The organism is Bradyrhizobium sp. Rc2d (genome assembly GCF_900099855.1).
Classification (GTDB): Bacteria; Pseudomonadota; Alphaproteobacteria; order Rhizobiales; family Xanthobacteraceae; genus Bradyrhizobium.
Map to the genome: position 1 here is coordinate 16533 of NZ_FNCU01000015.1, position 24564 is coordinate 41096.

Below are 24564 nucleotides of genomic sequence, written 5' to 3' on the forward strand. Positions count from 1 at the left end.
CCGTCATTGCGAGCCACCGGGTCCGCCGAACAGCCGCCCGATGACAGGCTCCGCGAAGCAATCCAGAGATATCTCCATGGAGACAGTCTGGATTGCTTCGTCGCACCAGCGCAAAATTGCTCCGCAATTTTGTCGCCGGCTCCTCGCAATGACGCTGGGTTGGGATTGGAACACATAAAGGAGAACAAGAAAATGGCAGACCGCCTTAAGGGAAAGCGCGCCGTCGTCACGGCTGCGGCAGCAGGAATCGGGCGCGCATGCGCCATCGCATTCGCGCGTGAGGGCGCAACCGTCATCGCCACCGACATCAACGAAGCCGGTATCGCGAGCCTCGCCAAGGAAGGCATCGCCGAAGTCGCAAAACTCGACGTCCGCAACACCGCCGACGTCAACGCCTTTGCCAAGCGCGTCGGCAAGATCGACATCCTGCTCAACGCGGCGGGATTCGTGCATCACGGCACCATCCTGGAGTGCTCGGAAGAGGATTTCGACTTCTCGTTCGACCTCAACGTCAAGTCCATGCACCGGACCATCAGGGCCTTCCTGCCTGAGATGCTAGCAGGCGGCGGCGGCAGCATCGTCAACATCTCCTCATGCGCGGCACTGCGGCCGCCGGCCAACCGTTACGTCTACAGCGCGTCGAAGGCGGCGGTGTCGCTTCTGACGCGCGCGGTCGCGCTCGACTTCATCACCAAGGGCATCCGTTGTAACAGCATCTGCCCCGGCACCGTCGAGACGCCCTCGATGCTCGACCGCGCCGCCGCGCAGGGGCCGCAGGGCAAGGAGATGTTCATCTCCCGCCAGAAGATGGGCCGGCTCGGCACCGCCGACGAGATCGCGGCGATGGCGGTCTATCTCGGCAGTGACGAAAGCGCCTTCACCACCGGCGTCGACCTCGTCGTCGACGGCGGCTACATGCTCTGATCACTCCTCATCCCGAGGAGGCGCGGCAGCGCCGTCTCGAGGGATGGGCCACGGGCTCTATGGTTCGAGACGCGCGCCGCGTGCGCGCTCCTCACCATGAGGGATAGAGAAAGGGATTTCTCGATGAACAAGATCGATCTCAACGGCCGCATTGCCGTCGTCACCGGCGGCGCGCAGGGCTTTGGCCGCGCGATCACCGAGCGCTTCGTCGCCTCCGGCGCCAAGGTCGCCATTTGGGATTTCGACGCCGCGCTCGCAGAGAAGACGGCGAAGGAGATCGGCGACAGCGTGCGCGTCTTCAAGGTCGACGTCACCGACAATGCGGCGGTCGAGCAGGCCCGCGATGCCACGCTCGGCGCCTTCGGCAAGATCGATATCCTCGTCAACAATGCCGGCATCGCCGGCGTCAACAAGCCGGTCTGGGAGACCGATCTCGAGGAATGGCGCAAGGTGCTGCGCATCAACCTCGACGGTCCCTTCATCTGCTGCAAGGCGATCGTGCCCGCCATGCTCAAGCAGAAATACGGGCGTATCGTGAACATCGCCTCCATCGCCGGCAAGGAAGGCAATCCGAACGCCTCGCACTATTCGGCGTCCAAGGCTGGCCTGATCGCGCTGACGAAATCGCTCGGCAAGGAACTCGCCTCGCACGACATCCTCGTCAACGCGGTGACGCCGGCGGCAGCCAAGACGGCGATCTTCGACCAGATGACGCAGCAGCATATCGACTTCATGCTGTCGAAGATTCCGAAGGGACGCTTCGTGCTGGTCGAAGAGCTCGCCGCGATGGTGAGCTGGCTGGCATCCGAGGACTGCGCGTTCTCCACCGGCGCTGTCTTCGACATCTCGGGCGGTCGCGCGACCTATTGAGGACATCATGATCCGGGAAGGGGGATGCCTGTGCGGCGCGGTGCGGTTCAAGGCGGAGGGCGAGCCGCTCAATGTCCGCATCTGCCATTGCCGCCTCTGCCAGAAGGCGATGGGCTCGCCCTACTTCGCCCGCGCGCAGTTCGATCAGCGCGCATTGACGGTCGAGGGCGAGACCGCCCGCTACGCCTCCTCCGAGAATATCGACCGCGTGTTCTGCAAGCGCTGTGGCACGCGGCTATTCGCCTGGCGCCGCAACGGTACGCTCGCCGGCGTCGCGCTGGCCACCTTCGATGATCGTAACGCCTTTGCGCCGACCGAGCACATCTGGGTCTCGGAAAAGCTCGCCTGGGTGAAGCTCGACGACGGCTTGACGCAGTATCAGACGACGATTCCATAAGTTGCGCGATGGCACGGCGGCGTACCGCTGGCGGATCATTTGCGGCGTGGCATTTCGGGACCGGTCCCCCTATGTTGAGCTGAAGCGTTGCTGCACCACCGCTGGCTGGGATGGCTGCATGGCCGCAAACCGGGACGGACGAGCCGTGAACATTTCCATTTATGACCTCTCCGTGTGGGTGCTCCCCCTCGTGCTCGCCATCACCTTCCACGAGGCCGCGCACGCCTTCGTCGCGGACCGGCTCGGGGACAACACGGCCTCGCAACTCGGTCGTGTCAGCTTCAATCCGCTCCGCCACATCGACCCGTTCGGGACCCTGATCCTGCCGGCGATGCTGCTGTTCGCGCATTCGCCGTTCCTGTTCGGCTACGCCAAGCCGGTGCCGGTGAATTTCCGCAAGCTCAATAACCCCCGGCTCGACATGGTCTGGGTGGCGCTGGCCGGGCCCGTCACCAACATCCTGCTGGCGCTCGCCGCCGCCCTCGCCTTCCATGCCCTGCCCTTGGTGCCCGCGAGCTCGGCGAAATGGGTTGCGGACAACCTCAAGAATGCCCTCGTGATCAACGCGATCCTGGCGGTCTTCAACATGATGCCGATCCCGCCGCTCGATGGCGGGCGTGTCGCGGTCGGGCTGTTGCCGCGGGCACTCGCCGTGCCGCTGGCCCGGCTCGAGCCGGTCGGGATGCTGATCCTGATCGGCCTCCTGATCCTGCTACCGCTTGCGGGTTCGCAGTTCGGTCTAAATCTTGATGTTATTTCAGCAATACTGCGAACGTTGACCGGTTATGTGATTCAGGCTGTTCTGTTCCTGACCGGCAATGTGTAGTTGAACAGCGACATCCGAACGTAGGCCTGAAGGGCCAGAGGCCGACTTGGTCAAAGCTGCCGATATGCTGATCGCGCGACGCGCCGACACCCGCGCCCGCGCCGATTTTGCCACCTGGAAGATGATGGCGAAGCTCAACGGGGCGTCCGCGCTGCCTCCGGAGGCCCAGGAGTTCCTCGCGAGCTACAAGAACCTGCTGGAGCAGATGAGCGAGGGCGAGGCCACCGAGGCCACCATCGGCGCGATCTACAAGGCCTATTATGCCGAGATGGGCGGCGCGGGAACCCCGCCCGACGTCCGCACCCGTCCGCCTGAAACGTCGGCGGGCAATGTTACCGCCTTCCGCCGCCCCGCCCCCAAGCCGAAGAAATCCGCCTCCTTCGGGACGGCGGCATTCGCCGGAACCCAGAAGCGGCCGCTGCCGGTGGCGCTGATCTTCGCCTGCCTGGTCGTGGTCTATGTCGGGATCAGGCTCTACTGGCGCTGAGCCGTCTTCTTCTTTTTCTTCGCGTCCGGCGGCGTGAAGATGATGTCGACGGTGCGCTCGAACCGGTCGTCAGTCAGCCCGGCCGGCGGCTGCGGAATGGGATCGGACTTGCGGACAATCGAGACCGCGGCCGCATCGTAAGCCGCATCCCCCGACGACTCCACGACGTCGACCGACAGCACGTTTCCCTTGCGGTTGATCGCGAAGCTCACTTTGACCTTCTGGTTATTGGGCTCCTTGCCCTCCGGATTGACCTTGTGGGCCGTCAGATGCGCGCTGATCTTGCGGTTCCAGTCCGCCGTAATCTTCAGGATGTCCTTGCCAAGCCCAAGCACCGGCGCCAGGGCCTTTTCGGCCTCGCGCGCGTCTTCATCGAGTGTCTGCCGTGCCGTCGCAACCGACTTCGGCGATGCCTCGGCAGCGGGAGTTTCGACCGCCGCGATCTTCGGATCTTCGTCCTGAGGCTTCTTCGAGATATTCTCGGTGACGACCCGATCGGGATCGTCGACCTGCTGCGACTGATCCTTTGGCAGCTCGGTTTCCTTGGTCTCGGCCTTTTGCTCGGGAAGCGCCTGCTGCTCCTGCATTGCTTCGCTGTCAGGCCCCGGCGGAAGGTCGGTATCGGGCGCCTTTGGCGAGGCCATCTCGACCGCGAACTCGGCGCCCGCCGCACCCAGACCATCGTCGCCGTCATCGGCTTGCAGGTGTGCCAGCGCGAGCGCGGCGCCACCCAGATGAAGCGCGAGCGCCGCCACCGCGGCCAAGATCCAAAGCTTCCGGGATGGTCTGAGTTCGTCCGACATAGCGGGCCTTTAAGGCTGAGCGGCGCCTGCCGCGGGCGCCCCGGGAGCGCCTTCCAGCGCGACCAGCTTGACCCGCGTATAGCCGCCTGAGCGCAAGAGCTCCATGACACCCATCAACTCGCCATACGGCACCGAGCGATCGGCGCGCAGGAAGACATACTTGTCCTTGCTCATGTCCGACAGGCCGTCGAGGGTGCCGATCAACTCGGCCCGGTGGACCGGGTTCTCTCCGATCGCGAGCGTCAGATCGGGCTTGATGCTGAGATAGGTCGGCTTGTCCGGCTTCTTCTGCGGCGTCGCGCTCGACGTCGGCAGATCGATCGGCAGGTCGACGGTCGAGAGCGGCGCTGCGACCATGAAGATGATCAGCAGCACCAGGATGACGTCGATGAACGGCGTGACGTTGATGTCATGCGTTTCCGAGAAATCGTCGTCTTCGCCGTCGTTGTCTGCGAGCGAAACACCCATGGTTCACTCCGCTGCGCGCGAATGCACGCTGCCGTGGCTGCGATCGAGATCGCGCGAGAGCAGCCGCCCCGCCGCGCCAGAGGCGCGGCTGACGAGCTCGAGATAGCCTTTCGTCACGCGCGCGAAATGGTTGTAGATGATGACGGCGGGGATGGCGGCGACGAGACCGATCGCGGTGGCGAGCAGCGCCTCGGCGATGCCGGGCGCGACCACGGCGAGGTTCGTGGTCTGCGACTTCGAGATGCCGATGAAGCTGTTCATGATGCCCCAGACCGTGCCGAACAGGCCGACGAAGGGCGAGGTGGAGCCGATGGTCGCGAGCACGCCCATGCCGATGCGGATGCGGCGCTGTTCCGCGCGCACGATCTCCGCAAAGCTCGAGGCCGCGCGCTCCTTGATGCCGGCATCGCTGGACAGGCCGGCCGACATCCGCGCCTCACGCAGCGCCGCCACGAGGAAGGACGGCAGGATCCCTTCCTTGGCTCCGAGCGCCATCTGGGCTTCCGCGAGCGAACGTGCCTCTGCGGTCTTCTTCAGCGCCGAACGCAGCTTGGTGCAGGCGACCGACAGTTCGATCGACTTGGCGATGAAGACGGTCCAGGTCACCAGCGAGGCAAAGGCGAGCCCGATCATCACCGCCTTCACGATGACGTCCGCCGACATGAACATCACCCAAGGCGACAATTCCTTCATGGCCGGCGCGACAGAGGTCGCCACATCGGCCTTGGGGGTGGTCGGACCGGCGGCCGCGGGGGGCGCCGCCGGAGCAGCGGGCGCGGTTGCCGTCGAGGCCGAAGGCGCCGGGACGCTAGGCGCGGTGGCCGCTGGCGTCGGACCGGCCGGGGCCGGTTGAGCCACCGATTGCGCCGGGGCCGGCGGGGTTTGTGTCTGGGCGGAAACTGGAGATGCGAGCCAGGCGGCCGCCAGCATGGCGGCGGCGGCAAGGCTGGCTTGGAAGGTCATGCTCTTCATACTTCGGCCCAGTAGCGAATGAGGTTGTGATAGATACCCGTCAATTTGACCGTTTCGGGATCGTCACGCCCGAGCCGTTCCACCAGCGCCTGAATCGCGGTGTCGAGGTCAAAGATCATGCTTCGGGCTTGATCGTCCCGTATCATGCTCTGAAGCCAGAAGAAAGACGCAACCCGCGTTCCCCTCGTCACCGGCGTGACCAGATGGAGGCTGGTCGAGGGATAGAGCACGCAGTCGCCGGCTGGCAACTTGACTTCGTGCGAACCGTAGCTGTCCTCGATCACAAGTTCGCCACCATCGTACTCGTCCGGCTCGGCGAGGAACAGCGTGACCGACAGGTCTGTGCGGATGCGAAGGCCGGTCAGGCGGTCGCCGCGGATCGCATTGTCGACGTGCAGGCCGAAATGGTGGCCGCTGCTCGCCGCATAGCGGTTGAAGAGCGGCGGGAAGATCTGGAGCGGGATCGCCGCCGCGATGAAGCGCGGGTTCGACGTCAGCGCCGAGATGATGCGGTTGCCGAGCTTGCGCGCGACCTCGCTGTCCGGCGGCAATTGCTCGTTGCGCTTGACCATCGCCGACTGCGCGCCGGCGGTGGAGCGGCCGTCCTCCCAGTCGCTGGCGTCCATGATGCGGCGGAAATCCGCCACATCATCCTTGCTGAGAACGTTTTCTATGCATGTCAGCATGAAACTCGTTGTTGCTCCATCAGTAGCGCGCGGAGAGCACCACATAGGCGGCACGGCCCGGTGCCTCTAGCACGAACGGTGCTGCGCTTTGGTACAGCGCGTCGTAGTAGCGCTTGTCGAAGATGTTGTTCACGAACAGCTTGAGCTTCCAGTGCTCATCGAGCTTCGCCTCCGCGAACGCGTCAAAGCGCCAGTAGCTCGGCAGCGACGTGCCCTGATTGGCCGCGAGCAAAGTGCCGCCATAGATCTTGGAGCGGTATACCGCCTGCCCGCCCAGTTCCCAGGTGTCGTTGAGCTGATATTTCGACAGCAGGCTGAACGACTCGTGCGCGATATTGGCGAGCGGACGCCCGACGTTGGTCGGATACAATGTCTTGTTGGCCGACGGCGCCAGCGACTGTGTCACTTCCGACTGCATCAGCACGAGACCGCCGAACACGCTCCACTTGTCAGTGATCTTGCCACCGATGCCGAGATCGATACCGCGGATGCGGTAGGCGGCGCCGGCAGTGATGCAGGATACGCTCGCAACCCCCGCGGGCGGCGAGAATGAACAACCGGCAGGTATCTGGGACGCCGGTGTCGCAGCCGTGATGTTTTGAGACTCTCGCGCGTTCTCCTTCGTGGTCTGGAACAGCGCCGCGGTCAGCAGCAGATGACGATCGAACAGCTCCCATTTGGTGCCGATTTCGATGGCCTTGTTTTTCTCGGGGCCGAATATCTGCGTGTTGCCGCCAGGCAGGGTCGGATTGAGGCCGCCGTACGCTGTGCTGGTACCGTCGAACTCGGCACCGACCGGGTTCGCCGAAGTCGCGTACGCCACATAGACGCTGCCGTTCGGCAACGGCTTGAGCGTAAGGCCGAGATTGAAGTTGGGAATCAGGAACTCCGCCGACTGCTGACCGAACGCCCCGTTCGCGGCATAGCCGGTGGTCTTGATGCTGTAATCGTCGTAACGGAAACCGCCATTGAGGATCAGCAGGTCATGGTAGTTTGCGCTATCCATGACGTAACCGCTGACCGTGTCGATGCCGACCTTGGTCGGCAGCCCCGAAAGCGACGGGATTCCGAAGGGCAGATACGTGTTCTGAGGAAAGAAGACGCTGGTGTTGGTCGGCGAGCCCGATGGGCTCGAAGGAATGCCGGTGGCCTCCGAGGTCAGCCCAAGATACCTGTCGATCGACGATCGCTCACGATCGACCTCAATACCCGCAAGCGCAGTGTGCTTGAACCCTGCCCCGTCCAGGAACTTGTAGGTCGCCTCCGTCTGGTTGGCGAGCACATCGGTGATCTGAAAACGGCTCTGCGGATTGGACGTCAGCGTCGAAGCTGAGAGCGGGTCCTTCAGCGAGGGCGATTCCGGCAGCGTTCCGATGTAATTTTGGGTCGAACGCGACGCGCGGAACTTGTTGCTGATCATGAGATCGGGAGTGATCTGCACTTCCGCGTTGATCGTGCCGATGTCCTGGCCGGTGCGGAAGAAATCGCGATTGACGAAACCGTACCAGTTCTTGCGGCTCGCTCCGAAATCCGGGAACGGACCGCCAGCGGTGGACGCGGTGCTCGGCCGATAATAGGGCACGCCGAAGTCCGGAAGACCGGTCAGTTCGGTGTGGATGTAGTTGCCGGTGACCTTGATCGTGTCGGTCGGCTTCCAGGTCGTGGCGACGAAGGCGCCGTTCCGGTTGTCGGTGACGTAGTCGCGGCCAGCGACATTGGCATCCTGAAACAGACCGCCGACACGAACGGCGAGCGTCGGATCGATCACCTGGTTGACGTCGAGGGTGACACGCTTGGTCTGGTCGGTGCCAAACGTGGTGTCCATGTTGTAGAAGCTCTGTTCCGTCGCCGCCTGCTTGGTGACGATGTTGATCGCACCACCGGCGACACCGCGGCCGGAAAAAGTCGAGCCGGGACCGCGCAGGATCTCGACCTGCTCGGTGAAGAAGTTTTCACGCACGCTGACGCCGGCGTCACGAACACCGTCGATGAAGATGTCGTTGCGCGCATCGAAGCCGCGGATGAAGAAGCGATCGCCGAACGCGTTGCCGCCCTCGCCCGAGCCGAGCGTCACGCCGGCCGTGCTGAGGATCGCCTGCTTAAGCGTCGTGGCGTTCTTGTCCTCGAGGACTTCCTTGCTGAGAACCGTGATCGACTTGGGAGTGTCGACCAGCTTCTCCGGGAATTTGCCGCCGGCCTGCACGTGATCGACCTTGTAGGGCGCAGCCGGATCCGCATACGGATTTGCGTCGGCTGGACCTGACGGTGTGATGGGAGCCGTCTGTTGGGGCTGCTGGCGCTGCGCGGCGCGGCGAAGCGCGTTGCGGGCGCGGACCTGCTCCGGCGAAGGCTTCGAAGCCACCGGACGCGGACGCTGCACCGGAGCATCGACCGTCACCGGCGGCAGGTTCGACTGCTGCGCCTCTGCGCCGCTCGACACCGTCGCGACAGCGATCAGGCTTGCAACGGCGGAAACCGTCTTGCCAGCAGCAGCTTCGAAATTGTTGTCGACCGACTTTCTCAACGCAGCCGAACGCAATGACCGCGGCGACCTAACATTCCCCATTTCACGCCCCACTTCCTCAACGACGATTGGTCGCATTGCGACAACGCGACGCAACGGTGCTAGCGGGAGCATGAATGGGGGTCAACGAGAGCAGAGCAACACTCCGGCTGAATCCGTCCATTTCAAAGCAATTCTAATCTCGTCGAGGCCTGCAGTTTCAAACGGTTCTAAACTTGAAGCGTTCTAATCTGCTTCTTGATTGCTGTGATCGCGCCGCTGCTGCGTCGACACATCATTGATGTGCTTGACGGAGACGGGGATGCGAACAACAGGGCGGTGCTATCGCTCGGGCAAAATCTGGTCAATGCGACTGATCCGTCCGCACATTTGAATTTGTCCAGATCGGACTGCGTGCAGACTTCGATGTTCGAGCATTCGATCTCGCGCAGCCAGCGCATCGCAGAAAACGTGTACGGCCCCGCCGGCACTCACTCAGTCGCTGCTCGGCGGCTTCATCAGCGAGAACAATTCGTCGACGGTTTTCTGCGCGACCGCGCGTACACGATCGGTATTGTCCATCCCGGCAATGTTGACGCCGTTGACGACGGCTTTGATTTCGTCGCGAAAGTCGGTGAGGAAGCGCAAGGGATCGCGCTGCTCGTTGGCGACGCGTGCGATCAGCCCCGTGATCAGAATCTGACACGCGATCAGCTTGCCGTTCAATTCGTCCATCCCTGCGCTCCCGTTGTGGCGGCGCCGATATGACCGATGCTGATTTTCCTGACAACCGAAACGGCCGGTGCGCGATTTAGAACCGTTCTCGTGACGCACCGGCGTGGTGGTCGTCCGCCGCGCCCTCAGCGCGGGACACGGTCTGCGGGCATTGTCCAAGGTTCGCACGCGGATCGTTCAGGCTCCGGAAAATGCAGCCTTGCACACTGCCGCGCCAGCCTGCTGCATGCGGTGCAAAGCTTTCCAATTGTTTAGGATTCTCGACCGATAGTGCTGTTTACACTGGAACTTGGCGTGTATTATACAAGCGCGCTGGAACCCTATGATTGCCCCATAATTCGTAGCTTGGGGGCACGAGCGCCGCCGAGCCGATATGAAAAAAACACGGCCGATCCTCTGGATTCTGATCATCGCGGCCGTGGCCCCCGCGAGTTACTTTGGCTGGCAGAAATTTGGCTCGCCAGGGGCCGGAAAAACCCAGACGACACAAAAAGCAGCGCCTCGCCAGCAGGCCGTTCCCGTCAGCGTTGCGCCGGTTCAGAAGACCGACTTCCCAGTGTATCTGACCGGTCTCGGCACGGTGCAGGGCTTCAACACCGTCCAAGTCCGCAGCCGAGTGGATGGTCAGATCGACAAGCTCGCCTTCCGCGAAGGCCAGATCGTCCAGCAGGGCGAGCTTCTGGTCTCGATCGATCCCCGCCCCTATCAAGCCGCGCTCGATCAGGCCAAAGCCAAGAAAGCGCAGGACGAGGCGAACCTCGCCAACGCCAATCTCGAACTGCAGCGCGCTATGAGGCTCGGCGAATTCGCGACCGCGCAGCGGGTCGATACCCAGCGCTCCACTGTCGCCCAGCTCACCGCCCAGATCGCGGCCGACGAAGCGGCGATCGCCAACGCCCAGACCCAACTCGACTACACGCAGATCAAGGCGCCGATCACGGGCGTCGCAGGGCTGCGTCAAGTCGACATCGGCAACATCGTCAACGCCTCGACGCAGACCGGCATCGTCACGATCTCTCAGGTCGAGCCGATCGCCGTGATCTTCACGGCACCGGAAGACCAGCTCCCCTACATCACCGAAGGCCAGCAGGCCGGCGCGCTCAAGGTGATCGCCTTCACCACCGACGGCAAGAAGACGCTGGCCGAAGGCAAGCTCGCGGTCATCAACAATCAGGTCGACACGACCAGCGGGACTATTCGGCTCAAGGCGGTGTTCGACAACAAGGACCACACGCTGTGGCCGGGCCAGTCGGTTTCGACGCGTCTTCTGGTACGGACGCTGAAGGATGCGACCGTGGTTCCCGATGATGCGGTCCAGCATTCGACCAACGGCCTGTACGCCTATACCGTCAATCAGGACAACAAGGCCGAAGTGCACAAGATCAAGGTCAGCTATGGCATCGATGGACGTTCGGTCATCGATGAAGGCCTCACGCCCGGGCAGCAGGTCATCACCGGCGGTCAGTTCAAGGTGCAGCCTGGAAGCCTCGTCTCGACAGCGGTGGCGAGCTCGGATCCGGCCCAGAACAAGGTTCGACACGAATGATCGCGGGCGGGATTTCGGCACCCTTCATCCGTTATCCCATCGGCACCTCGCTGCTGATGGCCGGCATCCTCTTCGTCGGCCTCGTCGCCTACCCCCTGCTGCCGGTCGCGCCGCTGCCGCAGGTGGACTTCCCGACCATCCAGATCACCGCCAACCTGCCGGGCGGCAGCCCCGAGACGATGGCCTCGTCGGTGGCGCAGCCGCTCGAGCGGCAATTCGCCCAGATCCCCGGCATCGCCCAGATGACCTCGACCAGCTATCTGGGCACGGCGTCGATCACCATCCAATTCGACCTCAATCGCAGCATCGACGGCGCGGCCAACGACGTTCAGGGTGCCATCAACGCCGCCAGCGGCCAGCTGCCGAAGAACCTGCCTTCGCCGCCGACCTACCGCAAGGTCAACCCGGCGGACGCCCCGATCCTGTTGCTGTCGGCGACCTCCGATACACTGCCGCTGACCAGCGTCAGCGACGCCGTCGACGCCCAGCTCGCCCAGCAGATCAGCCAGCTCTCCGGAGTCGCGCAGGTCTTCATCGGCGGCCAGCAGAAGCCGTCCATCCGCGTTCAGATCGACCCGGCGAAACTCGTCGCCAAGGGCCTGTCGATGGAGGACGTCCGCAGCCAGATCGCCATCACCACGGTCGACAGCCCCAAAGGCAATATCGACGGGCCCAAGCGCGCCTATACGATCTACGCCAACGACCAGCTCACCCACGCCAAGGACTGGAACGACGTCATCATCGCCTATCGCAATGGCGGCCCCTTGCGAATCCGCGACATCGGCCAGGCGGTCAGCGGCGCTGAAGACGCCAAGCAGGCGGCCTGGGCCAACGGCAAGCGCGGCGTGTTCCTGGTGATCTTCAAGCAACCCGGTGCCAACGTCATCGAGACTGTCGACCGGATCAAGGCCACCCTGCCCCGGCTGGTGGCCGCTATTCCGCCCGCAATCAAGATCGAGCTGATCAGTGACCGCACCACGACAATCCGTGCCGCAGTCGAGGACGTCCAGTTCACGCTGCTGCTGACCATCGCACTCGTGGTCATGGTCATCTTCATCTTCCTGCGCAGCTTCTGGGCGACGGTCATCCCCACGGTCACGGTGCCATTGGCGCTATTGGGCGCGTGCGCCTTGATGTGGGTGGCCGGCTATTCGCTCGACAATCTGTCGCTGATGGCACTCACCATTGCGGTCGGCTTCGTGGTCGACGATGCCATCGTGATGCTCGAGAACATCACCCGCTACATCGAGGAAGGCGAATCCCCGCTCGCGGCCGCCTTCAAGGGCTCCAAGGAAATCGGTTTCACCATCGTCTCGATCAGCATCTCGCTGGTCGCGGTGCTGATCCCCCTGCTGCTGATGGGGGGCATCATCGGGCGCCTGTTCCGCGAATTCGCCGTGGTGCTGGCGATGACGATCTTCGTCTCGATGTTCGTGTCGCTGACGCTGACGCCGATGATGGCCTCTCGCTTCCTGCGCGCGCATGGCGAAGTGACCCACGGCAAGTTCTACCAATGGAGCGAGCGCGCCTTCGACGGGATGCTGCGCGGCTACGAATATGTGCTCGACCACGCCCTGGCGTGGCGCCGCACCACGCTCGCAATCTTCTTCGCCACGCTCGGACTGTCGATCTACCTGTTCGTCCTGATCCCGAAGGGCTTCTTCCCGCAACAGGACGTCGGCCTGATCACGGCCACGTCCGAAGCCTCGCAGGACATTTCGTTCAAGGAAATGGTCAGACGCCAGGAGCAGCTCGGCAAGATCATCCTGGCCGATCCCGATGTTGCCAGCGTTGCCATGGCGATCGGCGGCAGCGGACGTGCCGGCAACAACGGCGCCCTGTACATCACGCTCAAGCCTCGCGACATGCGCGAGGCCTCGGCTCAGCAGATCATCGCGCGCCTGCGCCCGCAGTTCGACAAGGTCGAGGGCGCCCGCCTCTACATGCAGGCGGCCCAGGACGTCCGGCTCGGCGGCCGGCCGACCCGCACGCAGTTCGAGTTCACCCTGCAAGACGCCGACCTCGCCGAGCTCAACGACTGGGCGCCAAAGATCCTCGCCAAAATGCAGACGCTGCCGGAGCTGCGCGACGTCGCGACCGACCAGCAGACGCAGGGCACCACGGTGCAGCTCAAGATCAACCGCGACACCGCCTCGCGCTACGGCATCCAGCCGCAGATGATCGACGACACGCTGTATGACGCTTTCGGCCAGCGGCAGGTCACGCAATATTTCACCCAGCTCAACACCTACAAGGTGATCCTCGAGATCCTGCCGGAGATGCAGGGCGATCTCGATAGCCTGAACAAGCTCTATCTGAAGTCGCCGCTGACCGGCGAACAGGTGCCGCTCTCGACCTTCGCGACCTGGACCACCGATCCGGTCCGCCCGCTCTCGATCAGCCATCAGGGTCAGTTCCCGGCGATCACGATCAGCTTCAACCTCGCGCAAGGCGTCGCGCTCGGCCAGGCCACTGAGGCCGTGCAGCGGGCGATGGCCGAGCTCGGCGCGCCGCCGACGCTGAATTCGAGCTTCCAGGGCACCGCGCAGGCGTTCCAGCAATCGCTCGGCACCGTGCCGCTGTTGATCCTCGCTGCGCTCGTCGTGGTCTACCTGATCCTCGGCATCCTCTACGAGAGCTACATCCATCCGATCACGATCCTGTCGACCCTGCCCTCGGCCGGCGTCGGCGCGCTCGCGATCCTGATGGCGGCCGGCTTCGATTTCAGCCTGATCGCGCTGATCGGCATCATCCTCCTGATCGGCATCGTGAAGAAGAACGGCATCATGATGGTCGACTTCGCGATCGCCGCCGAGCGCGACGAACACAAGACACCGGCGGAATCGATCCGCCAGGCCGCGCTGCTGCGCTTCCGCCCGATCATGATGACGACGATGGCCGCGCTGCTGGGCGGCGTACCGCTGATGCTCGGCCACGGCACCGGCGCCGAGATCCGCCAACCGCTCGGCTACGCCATGGTCGGCGGCCTGATCGTCAGCCAGGCGTTGACGCTATTCACCACGCCGGTGGTTTATCTCTATCTCGACGAGCTCAACAACTGGTTCTCGGGTTGGGGCCGTTCGGGTGACGGCGAAGGCGACGAGGCGGCCGAGCGCCGCACCGTCAAGCAAGCCGCCGAGTAAGCTTGCGCCGCACCTTCCGCGACGCTACAGCGAGACCTCGATTCAAGCTAACGCGGTTTCGCCATGCTCATGCAATCCAGACTTGTCGCCCTCGCCGCCACTGTCCTGTTGTCGACCAGCGCCGCGTATGCCCAGCAGGGCGCCAAGAAGAACGCCGCTTCTCCTGCCCCGGCCACTCAGCCTGCGCCTAGCCCGACGCAAGCACAGGCGGACGGCGCTCCGGGACAGCCCGGCTGGATCGTGCGCTGCACCAGCGCAAGCCGCGAGGCGCCGCTCGAATGCGCGATGGAGCAGAACGCGGTGCTGACCAAGACCGGCCAGACCGTCATCCTGATCAACATCCGCATCGCGCCGGACACCCGCGCACCGGTTGCGCTGCTGCAATTGCCGCTCGGCCTCAACCTGCCCGTCGGCGCCAAGCTCCAGGTCGACGAGGGCAAGGCGTTCGATCTCCAGATCCAGACCTGCGAGAACCGCGGCTGCTACGCCTCGACGCCGGTCGCGCCGGACCTGCTGGCCGCCTTGAGGTCGGGCAAGCAGTTGAAGGTCTCCTTCCAGAACATGGCCAAGGAGACGATCGCGATCCCGATGCCACTCAACGATTTCGCCGCGGCCTACGACAAGATCAAGTAACGGACACCGTCAGGTCGCGATGTCGCCTGCCCGAAGCAGCATCGTGAAGCCGCCATAGATCATGCGCTTGCCATCGAACGGCATGCCGTCCATTTTCAGCCGCGGGTCCGCCATCACCTTCTTGTTGACGGCATCACGGGTCTCCCGGTCGCGGTAGACGATCCAGGAGAAGACCACGATCTCGTCCTCCTTCGCCATCACCGCGCGCGGAAACGGGGTGAGCTCACCATAGGGGACGTCGTCACCGATGCATTCGACATAGTCGAGCGCGCCATGCTCCAGCCAGAGCGCGCAGGCGGTCGTTGCCAGCGTCTTATAGGCCTCGATCTTCTCCTTCGGCACGGCCAGTACGAAACCATCGACATAGGGCATCACGGATCTCCTTGAGTTGTGTAACTCAAGGACGATGGAGTGCGCGGAGATCCGACCCGGAAACGCGATTTTTCAGATGAGGCAAACGGTCGCGAGCGGTGGTGCCGCCAACGAACTGTCGCGGCCGCGCAGATGCCGAGGGTTACGTCTGGAGATGGAGCGCCGGAATGGCTGGGGAACCTGGATTCGAACCAAGACAAACAGAGTCAGAGTCTGTTGTGCTACCGTTACACCATTCCCCAACGGAATAGTCGAACAAATTCAAGGTCTTGTTGATTTGCTCGACTGTGGCCGGAAGCGCGTTTGGCGCAAATCACGGCTCAGGCGTGGCAGCGTTCTACCCGCTCGGCCCAGGGCTGGCAAGCGCTGCGGTGGATGGCTCGTGGCTCGACGGGGGATAGGACGAGAGGTCGGGAGGCCGCGGCGACAAGGCACGGGACCGCGCCCGACCGCATGAAGCGGTCGGGTCACGGTCCGGCCCCGCAGGCGTCTCGAATGTCGCCAAGCAGCGCCCTTGGCGCCTAGTCCAGCTTGATGTTCGCGGCTTCGATCACCTTCTTCCACCGCGCCGTCTCAGCGGCGATGTAGGCCGCAAACGGCTCGGAATCCACTGCGACCGCGGTGGCGCCGAGCTCGGCCAATTTCTGCACCGTGTCCGGCTGCTGCATGAAGGCGCGGATCTCGGCCGAGAGCTTTTCGACGATCGGTTTCGGCGTCCCGGCCGGGACGAAGAAGCCGTGCCAGGCCACGGCCTCGAAACCCGGCAGGAATTCGGCGACGGCGGGAGCTTCGGGATCGAAGGCGGCCCGCTTCGGCGTCGCGGTCGCGAGCAGTGCGAGCTGGCCGGTCTTCACCTGCGGCAGCAGCAGCGGCACGTTGTCGAAGGCGAGATCGATCTGGCCGCTCAACAGGTCCGTCAGCATCTGGCTGGAGCCCTTGTAGGGTACGTGCACCATCTTGGTGCCGGTCATCTGCTGAAACAGCTCGGCGGCCAGATGCTGCGAGGTGCCGACGCCGGCTGAGCCGAACGAGACCTTGTCCGGATTCGCCTTCAGATAAGCGATCAGCTCCGGCACGGTGCGCGCCTTGATCTTGTTGGGGTTCACGACGAGAACGTTGGGCACGACGCTGATCTGGGCAACCGGCACAAGATCCTTGTCCGGCTGGTAGCTGAGCTTCGGACCATAGAGCGAGGGGTTGATCGCGAGCGCGGACGTGCTCGCAAGCCCGAGCGTGATGCCATCCGGCGCCGACTTCGCCAGCCGCGTCACGCCGAGGATCGAGCCGGCGCCGCCGACATTCTCGACCACGAACGGCTTGCCGAGCTTCGCTTGCAAATGGTTGGAGACCATGCGGGCGAAGATGTCGGCGGTACCGCCGGCGGCGAAGGGAACGATCACCGTCACCTGCTTGGACGGATAACCGTCCTGGGCCTTTGCCGGCGATGCCGCCAGCAGCATGAGTGAGGCAAGAACAAGCCACATCGATCTCATCGAAGTTTCCTCTGTTTTCAGTGTTGTTGATTGGGTGCCGCGAACGAGCGGCGGAGATGGCTAAAGCGCGATGCATCGCGCCTTAGCTTATTGTTTGAGCATGACCTTTTCGGAAAACCACTATCCGGATCATGCTCTAGAACGCGACCTCGTACATGTTCAGGATCGCATCCCGGCTAAGGTCGCGCGGATTGTTGTCGAGCAGGCGGCGAATGGCGTGCGCCTCGTCGGCCATGACGCCGAGGTCGTCCCTGGGTACGCCGAGCGCCGACAGCCTCATCTCGATGCCGAGATCGGCGCAGAACTTGTAGGTTGCGTCGAACGCCGGCTTTGCATCGCCCTGCTCCGGCAATCCAAGCGCCTGGAGCACCGCGACGGTCTTCGCCTCCACGGCCGGCATGTTGAAGGCCAGCGTGTGCGGAAAGATCACCGCGCAGGCGAGCCCATGCGCCACATGGTGACGCGTGCCGAGCGGATACGCGACCGCATGGCCGGCGGTCGTGTTCACCGGTCCGAGGCAATAGCCGCCATAGAGCGAGGCCAGCGCCAGGCCCGCACGCGCCTCGCGATCGCTACCATCGACCACCGCCCGCTTGAGATACTGCCCGACCAGCCGCGCGCCTTCGAGCGCATAGAGGTCGATCGTGGGGTGCGCCTTGCGGCTGGTATAGGCCTCGACACAATGCGCCAGCGCGTCGACGCCAGTCGCCGCGGTGACCTCTTTCGGCACCGTCATCGTCAGATCCGGATCGACGATGGCGATGTCAGCCAGCATGAAGCGGCTCTGCACCGCCTGCTTGTTCTGGCTCACAGGGTCGGTGACGAGCGCGCGGGTGCCGGCTTCGCTGCCGGTGCCCGAGGTGGTGGGAATCTGCATCAGCGCCACGCTGCGACCGGCCACCTTCTCCGGCCCAACGATGTCGGCGAAGGCCACGTCGTTCGTGCACATCACCGCCACCAGCTTGGCCAGATCCATCGCGCTGCCGCCGCCGAACCCGACGACGAGATCGGGCTTGGCGTCGCGCGCCATCGCGACCGCCTTCTCGAGATTGGGCAGGTCCGGCTCGGGCTTCACATCGCCGAACAGCTTGACCGCGCCGGGTAGCCCCAGCGTATCGACGCGACGCGCGTTGAATGGGTCCGAGATCACCAGCGGCCGTTTGGCGCCAATCCGTTCGGCGAAACGCGCCGCAGCGGCGATCGTGCCGCAACCGAACTCCAGGATAGTGGGGCGAAGAATCTCGATGGGCGTGAAGGCGTTGGTCATCGTGCGTTGGATCTCATGACTTGGATGCGAAAGTGCCGGCAGAGAGCCGTTCGGCATAGTCGATGGCCTCGATCAGGCTGTGCTCGTTGGCGATGCCCTTGCCGGCGATGTCAAAGGCGGTGCCGTGATCGACGGACGTGCGGATGATCGGCAGGCCCAGCGTGATGTTGACGCCCGAGAGCTCCTGCCAGCGTCCGGTGGCGGGATCGACCTGGAAGCCGAGCAGCTTGACGGGGATGTGGCCCTGGTCGTGATACATCGCGACCGCAGCATCGTACTGGCCGGCGCGCAGCTTGACGAAGATGGTGTCGCCCGGCACGGGGCCGACAATGTCGAGACCGTCAGCGACTGCCTTGGCGATCGTCGGCGCCGAGACATCGATGTCCTGCCGGCCGAACAGGCCGCCCTCGCCGGCATGCGGATTGAGCGCGGCGATCGCGATCTTCGGCTTTTCGATGCCGAGCCTGCGGAGCGCGTCGTTGGTGAGGTCGATCACCATGCGCAGGCGCTCCGGCGTCAGACGCTTCGGCACGTCCTCCAGGGCCACATGGGTCGAGACGTGGCTGACGCGCATGTTGCCATGGGCGAGCAACATCACCGAGCCGCGCACGCCGGTGAGATGCGCGAGCATCTCGGTATGGCCGGGGAAATGATAGCCGGCCTTGTTGAGGGCTTCCTTGTTGAGCGGTGCCGTGACGATGGCCGCGGTGCGGCCCGCCTGCGTCAGGCGCACGCCCTGCTCGATCGCCTTGTAGGCAAAACGGCCGCCGTCAGCGCTGAGCACGCCGGGCCTGATGGGATCGCCCTCGGCGTCGGCCTGGAGGAAGCACAGATTTGGCCAGTCGCGATCCTCGTCGCTCACCTCGGGAATGGCAATGTCCGCGCCGAGCGCGGCCTTTGCGCCATCAAGCGCCGCGCCGCTGCCGATGATCAGCAGGCGCAGATCGCCCTTCGTGATCCGGTCCTTCAGTCCGACGCAAGCCTTGACGATGATCTCCGGTCCGATCCCGGCGGGATCACCCATGGTGATGGCAAGATGACGAGAGGTCATGTCGGACTCCTCATGTTGAGCAAATGATTGTCCCGAAGCAGATCGCGCCAGAGCTCGCTGGGCCCGAATGCACCGGACTTCGAGATCACGTCCACTCCGGCCCACCGGCCGCCCTGCAAGATCGAGCGCGGCAATCCCGGCACGATACGTCCCGTCACCTGGAGCGCATGCGCGCCAAGTGTAACGCACGCCGCCTTCAGGGTCTCGCCGCCAGCAACGATCAGTGTGCTAGGTGGTTCGAGCGCCGCGATCAGTGCCGTCATTTCGCGCGCGATCCGCTGCGCCGCCTCGGCGCGCGTCAGGCCGTCGGCGAGCGAGAATTTGACCAGTGCCACGGCGTCATCGGCCAGCTTGCGCCGGACAGGCGCCGCGCCCTCGCCTTCTGCAAGCGCGATGGTTGCCTCGCCGCACGCAGCCAGCTGAGACGCAGTCGCGGGCTGATCCGAGCCGAACAGCCCCAGCACCGGCAGCTTCAATTGGCTCGGCGCATCGGCGCGATGGCTGCGGGCGAGCGCGCCGGCGAGCCCACCGCTGCCGCACCATAGCACGGGTCCCGGCATGCGCTGCCCCATCTCGACGACCCGATCGAGGTCGATGTCGCTTTCGGCGTCGAAGACCTGAACGCCGCCCTGCGACAGCGTGTCGGCCCCACCCTGCCGCGCCTCGATGCCGTCCTGCCGCAGCTGGGCCAGGAGATTGTCGCCGACGCGGTGCCACTCGCCTTGCACCGTGCGCGCAAATTGCTGGCCACCCGCGGTGCGGCGCCCCTGATAGTCGAAGGCGGGCGCGACCACGCAGGACGCCCAATCGCCGCGGCGCAGGCAGGCGCCGAGCTCGGCCGCCCACGCGCCGCGAAGGAGGCTATCGACCTTCTTGTAGGCGATCGTCGCCCCGCGGAGCTGTGGCGCCAGTCGTCCGACGATCTCGATGCTCTCGGCTTTGGAACGTTCGCGTGTGCCGCTGTCGATCGCCAGGCTTTCAGAGTCCTGCCCCGGAGATGCTTCCGGCCAGGTGACGTCGAACGGTCCGCACAGACCGACGAACTCCGCCGCGGTGTCGAGCGCACCGGTAAGGTCGTCGGCAAGCAGGCGGACGCTCGTCATCGTCGCGCGCCTCCGGCATTAAAGATCTTGCCCGGGTTCATCAGGCCGTTCGGATCGAGCAGTTGCTTGATGTCTCGCATCAGCTCGATGTCGAGGGGATCGGTGACGCGCGCGAGCCGGCCACGATTGGTGATGCCAATGCCGTGCTCGGCACTGATGGCTCCGCCTTGCGCTGCGGTCTCGTCATCGACGATCTCGTTGATCTCAGCGACCAGCGCGGCCGTCGCAGCGGGGTCCTGACAATGTGCGCGGTCGATCAGCGCGATCACGTGGATATTGCCATCGCCGATATGGCCGTGCATCACGACGCGCGCATGCGGCACGGCAGCCTTGATCCGGGCCTCGACATTGGCGACGAAGGCAGCCTGACGCTCGAGCGGCACCACGCTGTCATGCGACACGACATAGCCGCTGCGCTTGTTGCCTTCGGACACGCTGTGCCTGACCCCCCAGATCGCCTTGGCCTGCGCCAGGTTCGACGCCAGGATGACGTCGTCAGTGAGCCCGGCCTCCATCGCCTCCGCGAGCACCATGGCGAGCGGCTCGTTGAGGTCAACGCCTGCGAGCGTGTCGGTCAACTCGACTATCAGATACCACGGCGTCGTCAGCTCGAATGGGATCGTGACATGCGGCACGGTCTCCGCAATCGCCTCGATCTGCGAGCGCGACATGATCTCGAGGCTGCCGAGCCGGTCGCCAACCACACCGCGCAGGCGCTGCATGACCTCGAGCGCCTGCTCAACGCCTTGCAATTTCAGCAGCGCCAGCGCTGAGCTGCGAGGCGGCGCAAACAGTTTCAGAACCGCCGCCGTGACGATGCCGAGCGTGCCCTCTGCGCCGATGAAGAGCTGCTTGAGCGCGTAACCGGTGTTGTCCTTGCGCAGCGCGCGCAGGCCGTTGAAGACGCGCCCGTCGGGCAGCACGACCTCCAACCCGAGCACGAGGTCGCGTGTCGGTCCGTAGCGAAGCACGACCGTGCCGCCGGCATTGGTGGAAATGTTGCCGCCGATCTGGCAGGCCCCCTCGGCACCCAGGCTCAAGGGAAAATAGCGATCGACGCTCCGAGCTGCGTTCTGCACCTCGGCGAGGATGCAGCCGGCTTCCACCGTGATCGTGTTGGCGAGCGGGCTGATGTCGCGCACGGCCCGCATACGGTCGAGCCGGATCACGACATTGCCCGCACGATCGTCCGGCGTCGCGGCCCCGCACATGCCGGTGTTGCCGCCCTGCGGCACGATCGCAAGCTGCCTCGCCGTGCAGTATTTGACGACGGCGGCGACCTCGGCGGTCGAGCCGGGCTTCACCACCGCGACCGCGCGACCGTGATAGCGGCCGCGCCAGTCCACCACATAGGGCTCCTGGTCGGCTCCGGAGGCGATGACGTGCTTGTCGCCGACGATGGCAGCGAGCCCGGACAGCGCATCCTGGAAAGAGTCGGACATCGGATCGCCTCGTCGCCGGCCTCGCGGCTAAATGGCGGCTGCGAATGCAGTGGCATCCGCAAGCAGCTCTTTCACTTGAGCCGATGGCAAGGATTCCAGCGGCGGACGCAGCTGCTGCCATCCGGCATGGCCAGTGCGCTCGGCCACCAGCGCCTTGAGCGAGGCCATCTGCGGGAAGCGCGAGACCAATTCGCGCGCCCGGACGATGCGCGCCTGCGCGGCCTTGAGCGCGGCGTCATCGTCGCTGTCGCCAAAGTGCTTGTAGACGTAGGCAAGGTCGCGCGCCACGAGATTGGACGTCGCAGTGATACAGCCGGCGCCGCCCTTGCGGAGTAGCGGCAGCAGCAAAGGATCGGCGCCGACCAGGACCGAAAAGCCGGGAAAGCGTTCGACCATCGCGGTCATGTTGGCGAAGTCGCCGGAGGAATCCTTGATGCCGGTGAACGTCGCCGGGTAAGCCACGCGCAGCCGCTCGATCAGCGCATGCGAGATCGGCTGCGCCGACATCTGCGGGATGTGATAGAGCACGATTCTGAGCCTGCTATCGCCGATGCGTTGCACGACCTCGCTGTACGACGCGAAAATGCCGTCGTCGCTGACGCCCTTGTAGTAGAACGGCGGCAGCATCACGACGGTGTCGACACCGACCGAGAGCGCGTGACGTGTCAGGGCGATGGTCTCGGTAAGCGCGGCAACGCCAGTGCCCGGCAGAAGCCGTTGCGGCGCGATGCCGGCGGCGACCACCGCTTCGAGCAGCGCGGTGCGCTCAGCGGCCGAGAACGAGTTCGCCTCACCGGTCGTGCCGAGCAGCGCGATGCCGTCGCAGCCTTCGTCGAGCAGATAGCGGCAATGCGCGACGAAGCGCGCATGATCGGGGGCGAGCTCGGCATCGAGCGGAGTCAGTGCGGCGGAGAACACGCCATGCGGGTGCAGCGATGATGTCGACAAACTTCCTCCGATCGTCAAATCGATGTTGTTCGGAATGCGAACATTTGTTATTGGATTGTCCCGTGGTAAAATCAGCTTGCCGCCACGTCAAGGGGACATGTCATGGCGAGACATTCGAGCATGGCCAAGGTCGAAAAGAAGGCCACGAAGCGCGTATCGGACACTGACGCGAAAAATCCAAAGAATTACGTCGCTTCCGTCGGCAAGGCCTTTGCTGTGCTCAAGAGTTTCACCAGCGAGGCCTTCGAGCTGACCCTGAGTGAGATTGCCGCACGGGCCGACCTCGATCGCGGGACGGCGTTCCGCCTCATACAGACGCTGATCGAACTCGGCTACCTCCAGGCCGTTCCGCAGAGTCGCCGGTTCCGCCTCGGCGTTGCCTGCCTTGATCTCGGCTACACCGTGCTGTCGCACGGATCGCTGCGGCCGATCGTCGAGCCGCTGCTGCGCGACCTCGTGCCTGATGTCGGCGATGCGGCTTCGCTCGGCATCCTCGACGGCGGCGACGTGGTCTATCTCGCACGGGTCGGCGCGGGCCTCGACCGCCACAAGATGGATCGCCGGCCGGGCACGCGAATCCCCGCCTATAGTGCCGCGCTTGGCCATGTCATGCTGGCGCATCTGGCGCGGGACGAGCAGATCGCACGGCTGGAGTCGCGACCGCGCGTCAAACTGTCGGAGCGAACGCTTACCGATCTCGACGCCCTGCTCGCCCGGCTCGATCAGGTGAAGAAGAAAGGGCACGCTGTCTCCGACGGCGAGAACGCCTATGGCCTGCGCACGCTGGCAGCGCCGATCTTCGACGCCCAGGGTCTCGTGATCGCCGGATTGAGCGTCACCATCGATGCCGTGCGCATGGACATGCCAGCCTTTCGCGACCAGGCGCTGCCGCGCCTGATGCAGGTGACGCGCCAGGTGCAGGACCTCGCCATCAAGTCCGGATTGACGAGCTGAACGGCCTCTCGAGGCTAGATGGCAATGCGATCGAAGTCGGCAGCGATCCGGGTGTTCGGAAAAATCCTGGCTGCCTCCGCAAGGACCTCATCGTCCTCATAGCGGCCCGACTGATGCGTGAGCACGAGCTGGCCGACGTTGGTCGCGGCCGCAAACGTAGCCGCATCGCGCGCAGTGAGGTGCCCATAGTCCCGCGCGGTCGATGCGTCGCGATCGAGGAACGTTGCCTCGATCACCAGTAGATCGGCGCCAGAAACGTATTTGGAGAGGTCTTCGGTGGTCTCGGTGTCGCCGATCACGACGAGCTTCCTGCCGCCGCTCGGCGGCCCCAGGACGTCTTCCGGATCGATCGTTCGATCGGCGATCACGACTGGTCGTCCCGCGGCCAACTCTCCGCGCATCGGTCCGTCTGGAACGCCCAGTTCGGCAAGGCGCTCCGGCCGAAGGTGGCGGCGGGCGGGACTCTGGAACGCGAAGCCAAAACTGTCGGTGTCGCGATGGCGAATAGGAAAGCAGTCGATGGTGAAGTCGCCGGCGTCCATGACCTGCCCTTCGGTCAGGGCTGAGAACTCCACCGCGATCGGCGCCCTGCCCACGCCCCATAGGCCCGCAAGCATCCGGATGACGAGATCGAGCGTGCCCTGCCCGCCATGAATGGTCATCACGTCGGCGCTCTGCCGTAAGCCCAGCGTCGAAAAGAGACCGGGGATGCCGAGCACGTGATCGAGATGGGCATGCGTCAGCAGGATGCGGTCGAGCCGCCGAAAGCCGGCACCACTGCGCAGCAACTGGCGCTGCGTGCCCTCGCCGCAATCGACCAGAATGCGCTTGCCCGCCGCCTCCACCAGCAGCGCCGGATGGTTGCGCTCCACCGACGGAACGCTGGCCGAGGTTCCGAGAAATGTCAGGGCGAACATGGTCGTCACGTGTCCAGTTGTGGA

The 24564-nt window shown here is 64.4% G+C and carries 23 protein-coding genes and 1 tRNA gene; 9 read left to right on the forward strand and 15 right to left on the reverse strand.

The annotated features are described in order from the left end of the window. The first annotated feature begins 192 nt into the window (after positions 1–192). The 5 genes from BLV07_RS19490 to BLV07_RS19510 all read left to right on the forward strand — a co-directional run bounded on the left by BLV07_RS19490 (position 193) and on the right by BLV07_RS19510 (position 3504). A complete protein-coding gene (locus tag BLV07_RS19490) occupies positions 193–924 on the forward strand; it encodes an SDR family oxidoreductase (protein ID WP_091888525.1) in 732 nt (243 codons plus the stop codon). A 123-nt stretch (positions 925–1047) separates the two neighbouring features. Continuing rightward, on the forward strand, positions 1048–1794 hold the full coding sequence (locus BLV07_RS19495) for an SDR family NAD(P)-dependent oxidoreductase (protein WP_091888527.1): 747 nt from the start codon (positions 1048–1050) through the stop codon (positions 1792–1794). A gap of 7 nt (positions 1795–1801) precedes the next feature. After that, the gene (locus BLV07_RS19500; RefSeq protein ID WP_091888529.1) at positions 1802–2191 is read left to right on the forward strand and encodes a GFA family protein; all 390 of its coding nucleotides are present in this window, start codon (positions 1802–1804) and stop codon (positions 2189–2191) included. A 145-nt stretch (positions 2192–2336) separates the two neighbouring features. Then, complete coding sequence (locus BLV07_RS19505) at positions 2337–3017, forward strand: site-2 protease family protein (RefSeq protein ID WP_091888810.1); 681 nt, start codon at positions 2337–2339, stop codon at positions 3015–3017. A gap of 64 nt (positions 3018–3081) precedes the next feature. Beyond that, positions 3082–3504, forward strand: a complete 423-nt coding sequence (locus tag BLV07_RS19510) for a type 2 periplasmic-binding domain-containing protein (protein ID WP_091888812.1) — start codon at positions 3082–3084, stop codon at positions 3502–3504. Here the strand turns inward: BLV07_RS19510 and BLV07_RS19515 are convergent. The 6 genes from BLV07_RS19515 to BLV07_RS19540 all read right to left on the reverse strand — a co-directional run bounded on the left by BLV07_RS19515 (position 3492) and on the right by BLV07_RS19540 (position 9671). Next, the gene (locus BLV07_RS19515; protein ID WP_091888531.1) at positions 3492–4307 is read right to left on the reverse strand and encodes an energy transducer TonB; all 816 of its coding nucleotides are present in this window, start codon (positions 4305–4307) and stop codon (positions 3492–3494) included. The genes BLV07_RS19510 and BLV07_RS19515 overlap by 13 nt on opposite strands. A gap of 9 nt (positions 4308–4316) precedes the next feature. After that, positions 4317–4775: a TonB system transport protein ExbD gene (gene exbD / locus BLV07_RS19520; RefSeq protein WP_091888533.1), complete on the reverse strand. Its 459-nt coding sequence runs from the start codon at positions 4773–4775 to the stop codon at positions 4317–4319. A gap of 3 nt (positions 4776–4778) precedes the next feature. Continuing rightward, a complete protein-coding gene (gene exbB, locus BLV07_RS19525) occupies positions 4779–5747 on the reverse strand; it encodes a tonB-system energizer ExbB (RefSeq protein WP_091888535.1) in 969 nt (322 codons plus the stop codon). Next, positions 5744–6433, reverse strand: coding sequence for a Fe2+-dependent dioxygenase (locus tag BLV07_RS19530; RefSeq protein ID WP_091888537.1), 690 nt, complete (start codon positions 6431–6433; stop codon positions 5744–5746). Before BLV07_RS19530 ends, exbB begins: the two co-directional genes overlap by 4 nt. Positions 6434–6452: 19 nt before the next feature. Next, entirely contained in the window at positions 6453–8999 is a 2547-nt protein-coding gene (locus tag BLV07_RS19535) for a TonB-dependent receptor (protein WP_091888539.1), read from the reverse strand. 432 nt (positions 9000–9431) lie between these two features. Beyond that, positions 9432–9671 (reverse strand): hypothetical protein, encoded by a 240-nt coding sequence (locus BLV07_RS19540; RefSeq protein WP_025035676.1) that lies wholly within the window; start codon positions 9669–9671, stop codon positions 9432–9434. Between the two features lie 373 nt (positions 9672–10044). Here BLV07_RS19540 and BLV07_RS19545 point away from each other — a divergent pair, with 373 nt between their 5' ends. From BLV07_RS19545 to BLV07_RS19555, 3 genes are all read left to right on the forward strand, one after another. Then, positions 10045–11217: an efflux RND transporter periplasmic adaptor subunit gene (locus BLV07_RS19545; protein WP_091888541.1), complete on the forward strand. Its 1173-nt coding sequence runs from the start codon at positions 10045–10047 to the stop codon at positions 11215–11217. Next, positions 11214–14360 carry a multidrug efflux RND transporter permease subunit gene (locus tag BLV07_RS19550; RefSeq protein WP_091888543.1) on the forward strand — a complete coding sequence of 1049 codons (3147 nt, stop codon included), beginning with the start codon at positions 11214–11216 and terminating at the stop codon, positions 14358–14360. The genes BLV07_RS19545 and BLV07_RS19550 overlap by 4 nt, the downstream gene beginning before the upstream one ends. A 63-nt stretch (positions 14361–14423) precedes the next feature. Beyond that, positions 14424–14993, forward strand: coding sequence for an invasion associated locus B family protein (locus BLV07_RS19555; protein WP_176945638.1), 570 nt, complete (start codon positions 14424–14426; stop codon positions 14991–14993). Between the two features lie 9 nt (positions 14994–15002). Here the strand turns inward: BLV07_RS19555 and BLV07_RS19560 are convergent, their stop codons facing one another. From BLV07_RS19560 to BLV07_RS19595, 8 genes are all read right to left on the reverse strand, one after another. After that, complete coding sequence (locus BLV07_RS19560) at positions 15003–15365, reverse strand: DUF1428 domain-containing protein (protein WP_176945639.1); 363 nt, start codon at positions 15363–15365, stop codon at positions 15003–15005. A gap of 168 nt (positions 15366–15533) precedes the next feature. Next, positions 15534–15607 (reverse strand) — tRNA-Gln (locus tag BLV07_RS19565). A gap of 279 nt (positions 15608–15886) precedes the next feature. Beyond that, positions 15887–16858, reverse strand: coding sequence for a Bug family tripartite tricarboxylate transporter substrate binding protein (locus BLV07_RS19570; protein WP_176945640.1), 972 nt, complete (start codon positions 16856–16858; stop codon positions 15887–15889). Between the two features lie 136 nt (positions 16859–16994). Next, positions 16995–18125: an iron-containing alcohol dehydrogenase gene (locus BLV07_RS19575; RefSeq protein ID WP_210187809.1), complete on the reverse strand. Its 1131-nt coding sequence runs from the start codon at positions 18123–18125 to the stop codon at positions 16995–16997. Positions 18126–18138: 13 nt separating this feature from the next. Beyond that, a complete protein-coding gene (gene pdxA / locus BLV07_RS19580) occupies positions 18139–19176 on the reverse strand; it encodes a 4-hydroxythreonine-4-phosphate dehydrogenase PdxA (RefSeq protein ID WP_091888551.1) in 1038 nt (345 codons plus the stop codon). Then, a complete protein-coding gene (locus tag BLV07_RS19585) occupies positions 19173–20279 on the reverse strand; it encodes a four-carbon acid sugar kinase family protein (RefSeq protein WP_091888552.1) in 1107 nt (368 codons plus the stop codon). The genes pdxA and BLV07_RS19585 overlap by 4 nt, the downstream gene beginning before the upstream one ends. Continuing rightward, complete coding sequence (locus BLV07_RS19590; protein ID WP_091888554.1) at positions 20276–21721, reverse strand: FAD-binding oxidoreductase; 1446 nt, start codon at positions 21719–21721, stop codon at positions 20276–20278. Before BLV07_RS19590 ends, BLV07_RS19585 begins: the two co-directional genes overlap by 4 nt. A 27-nt stretch (positions 21722–21748) precedes the next feature. Further along, positions 21749–22669 carry a dihydrodipicolinate synthase family protein gene (locus tag BLV07_RS19595; RefSeq protein WP_176945641.1) on the reverse strand — a complete coding sequence of 307 codons (921 nt, stop codon included), beginning with the start codon at positions 22667–22669 and terminating at the stop codon, positions 21749–21751. Between the two features lie 102 nt (positions 22670–22771). Here BLV07_RS19595 and BLV07_RS19600 point away from each other — a divergent pair, with 102 nt between their 5' ends. Then, positions 22772–23623 (forward strand): IclR family transcriptional regulator, encoded by an 852-nt coding sequence (locus tag BLV07_RS19600; protein WP_244551149.1) that lies wholly within the window; start codon positions 22772–22774, stop codon positions 23621–23623. A gap of 14 nt (positions 23624–23637) precedes the next feature. Here the strand turns inward: BLV07_RS19600 and rnz are convergent, their stop codons facing one another. After that, on the reverse strand, positions 23638–24540 hold the full coding sequence (rnz, locus tag BLV07_RS19605) for a ribonuclease Z (protein ID WP_091888818.1): 903 nt from the start codon (positions 24538–24540) through the stop codon (positions 23638–23640). Positions 24541–24564 lie beyond the last annotated feature (24 nt).

What these genes read in the sequence shown, in the direction of transcription:
- BLV07_RS19530 (WP_091888537.1), bottom strand. Translation starts at nt 6,433, where the DNA reads ATGCTGACATGCATAGAAAACGTTCTCAGCAAGGATGATGTGGCGGAT.
- BLV07_RS19535 (WP_091888539.1), bottom strand. Translation starts at nt 8,999, where the DNA reads ATGGGGAATGTTAGGTCGCCGCGGTCATTGCGTTCGGCTGCGTTGAGA.
- exbD (WP_091888533.1), bottom strand. Translation starts at nt 4,775, where the DNA reads ATGGGTGTTTCGCTCGCAGACAACGACGGCGAAGACGACGATTTCTCG.
- BLV07_RS19600 (WP_244551149.1), top strand. Translation starts at nt 22,772, where the DNA reads ATGGCGAGACATTCGAGCATGGCCAAGGTCGAAAAGAAGGCCACGAAG.
- BLV07_RS19495 (WP_091888527.1), top strand. Translation starts at nt 1,048, where the DNA reads ATGAACAAGATCGATCTCAACGGCCGCATTGCCGTCGTCACCGGCGGC.
- rnz (WP_091888818.1), bottom strand. Translation starts at nt 24,540, where the DNA reads ATGTTCGCCCTGACATTTCTCGGAACCTCGGCCAGCGTTCCGTCGGTG.
- BLV07_RS19500 (WP_091888529.1), top strand. Translation starts at nt 1,802, where the DNA reads ATGATCCGGGAAGGGGGATGCCTGTGCGGCGCGGTGCGGTTCAAGGCG.
- pdxA (WP_091888551.1), bottom strand. Translation starts at nt 19,176, where the DNA reads ATGACCTCTCGTCATCTTGCCATCACCATGGGTGATCCCGCCGGGATC.
- BLV07_RS19545 (WP_091888541.1), top strand. Translation starts at nt 10,045, where the DNA reads ATGAAAAAAACACGGCCGATCCTCTGGATTCTGATCATCGCGGCCGTG.
- BLV07_RS19555 (WP_176945638.1), top strand. Translation starts at nt 14,424, where the DNA reads ATGCTCATGCAATCCAGACTTGTCGCCCTCGCCGCCACTGTCCTGTTG.
- BLV07_RS19515 (WP_091888531.1), bottom strand. Translation starts at nt 4,307, where the DNA reads ATGTCGGACGAACTCAGACCATCCCGGAAGCTTTGGATCTTGGCCGCG.
- BLV07_RS19575 (WP_210187809.1), bottom strand. Translation starts at nt 18,125, where the DNA reads ATGACCAACGCCTTCACGCCCATCGAGATTCTTCGCCCCACTATCCTG.
- BLV07_RS19590 (WP_091888554.1), bottom strand. Translation starts at nt 21,721, where the DNA reads ATGTCCGACTCTTTCCAGGATGCGCTGTCCGGGCTCGCTGCCATCGTC.
- BLV07_RS19550 (WP_091888543.1), top strand. Translation starts at nt 11,214, where the DNA reads ATGATCGCGGGCGGGATTTCGGCACCCTTCATCCGTTATCCCATCGGC.
- BLV07_RS19540 (WP_025035676.1), bottom strand. Translation starts at nt 9,671, where the DNA reads ATGGACGAATTGAACGGCAAGCTGATCGCGTGTCAGATTCTGATCACG.
- BLV07_RS19585 (WP_091888552.1), bottom strand. Translation starts at nt 20,279, where the DNA reads ATGACGAGCGTCCGCCTGCTTGCCGACGACCTTACCGGTGCGCTCGAC.
- BLV07_RS19490 (WP_091888525.1), top strand. Translation starts at nt 193, where the DNA reads ATGGCAGACCGCCTTAAGGGAAAGCGCGCCGTCGTCACGGCTGCGGCA.
- BLV07_RS19510 (WP_091888812.1), top strand. Translation starts at nt 3,082, where the DNA reads ATGCTGATCGCGCGACGCGCCGACACCCGCGCCCGCGCCGATTTTGCC.
- BLV07_RS19560 (WP_176945639.1), bottom strand. Translation starts at nt 15,365, where the DNA reads ATGCCCTATGTCGATGGTTTCGTACTGGCCGTGCCGAAGGAGAAGATC.
- BLV07_RS19570 (WP_176945640.1), bottom strand. Translation starts at nt 16,858, where the DNA reads ATGAGATCGATGTGGCTTGTTCTTGCCTCACTCATGCTGCTGGCGGCA.
- exbB (WP_091888535.1), bottom strand. Translation starts at nt 5,747, where the DNA reads ATGAAGAGCATGACCTTCCAAGCCAGCCTTGCCGCCGCCGCCATGCTG.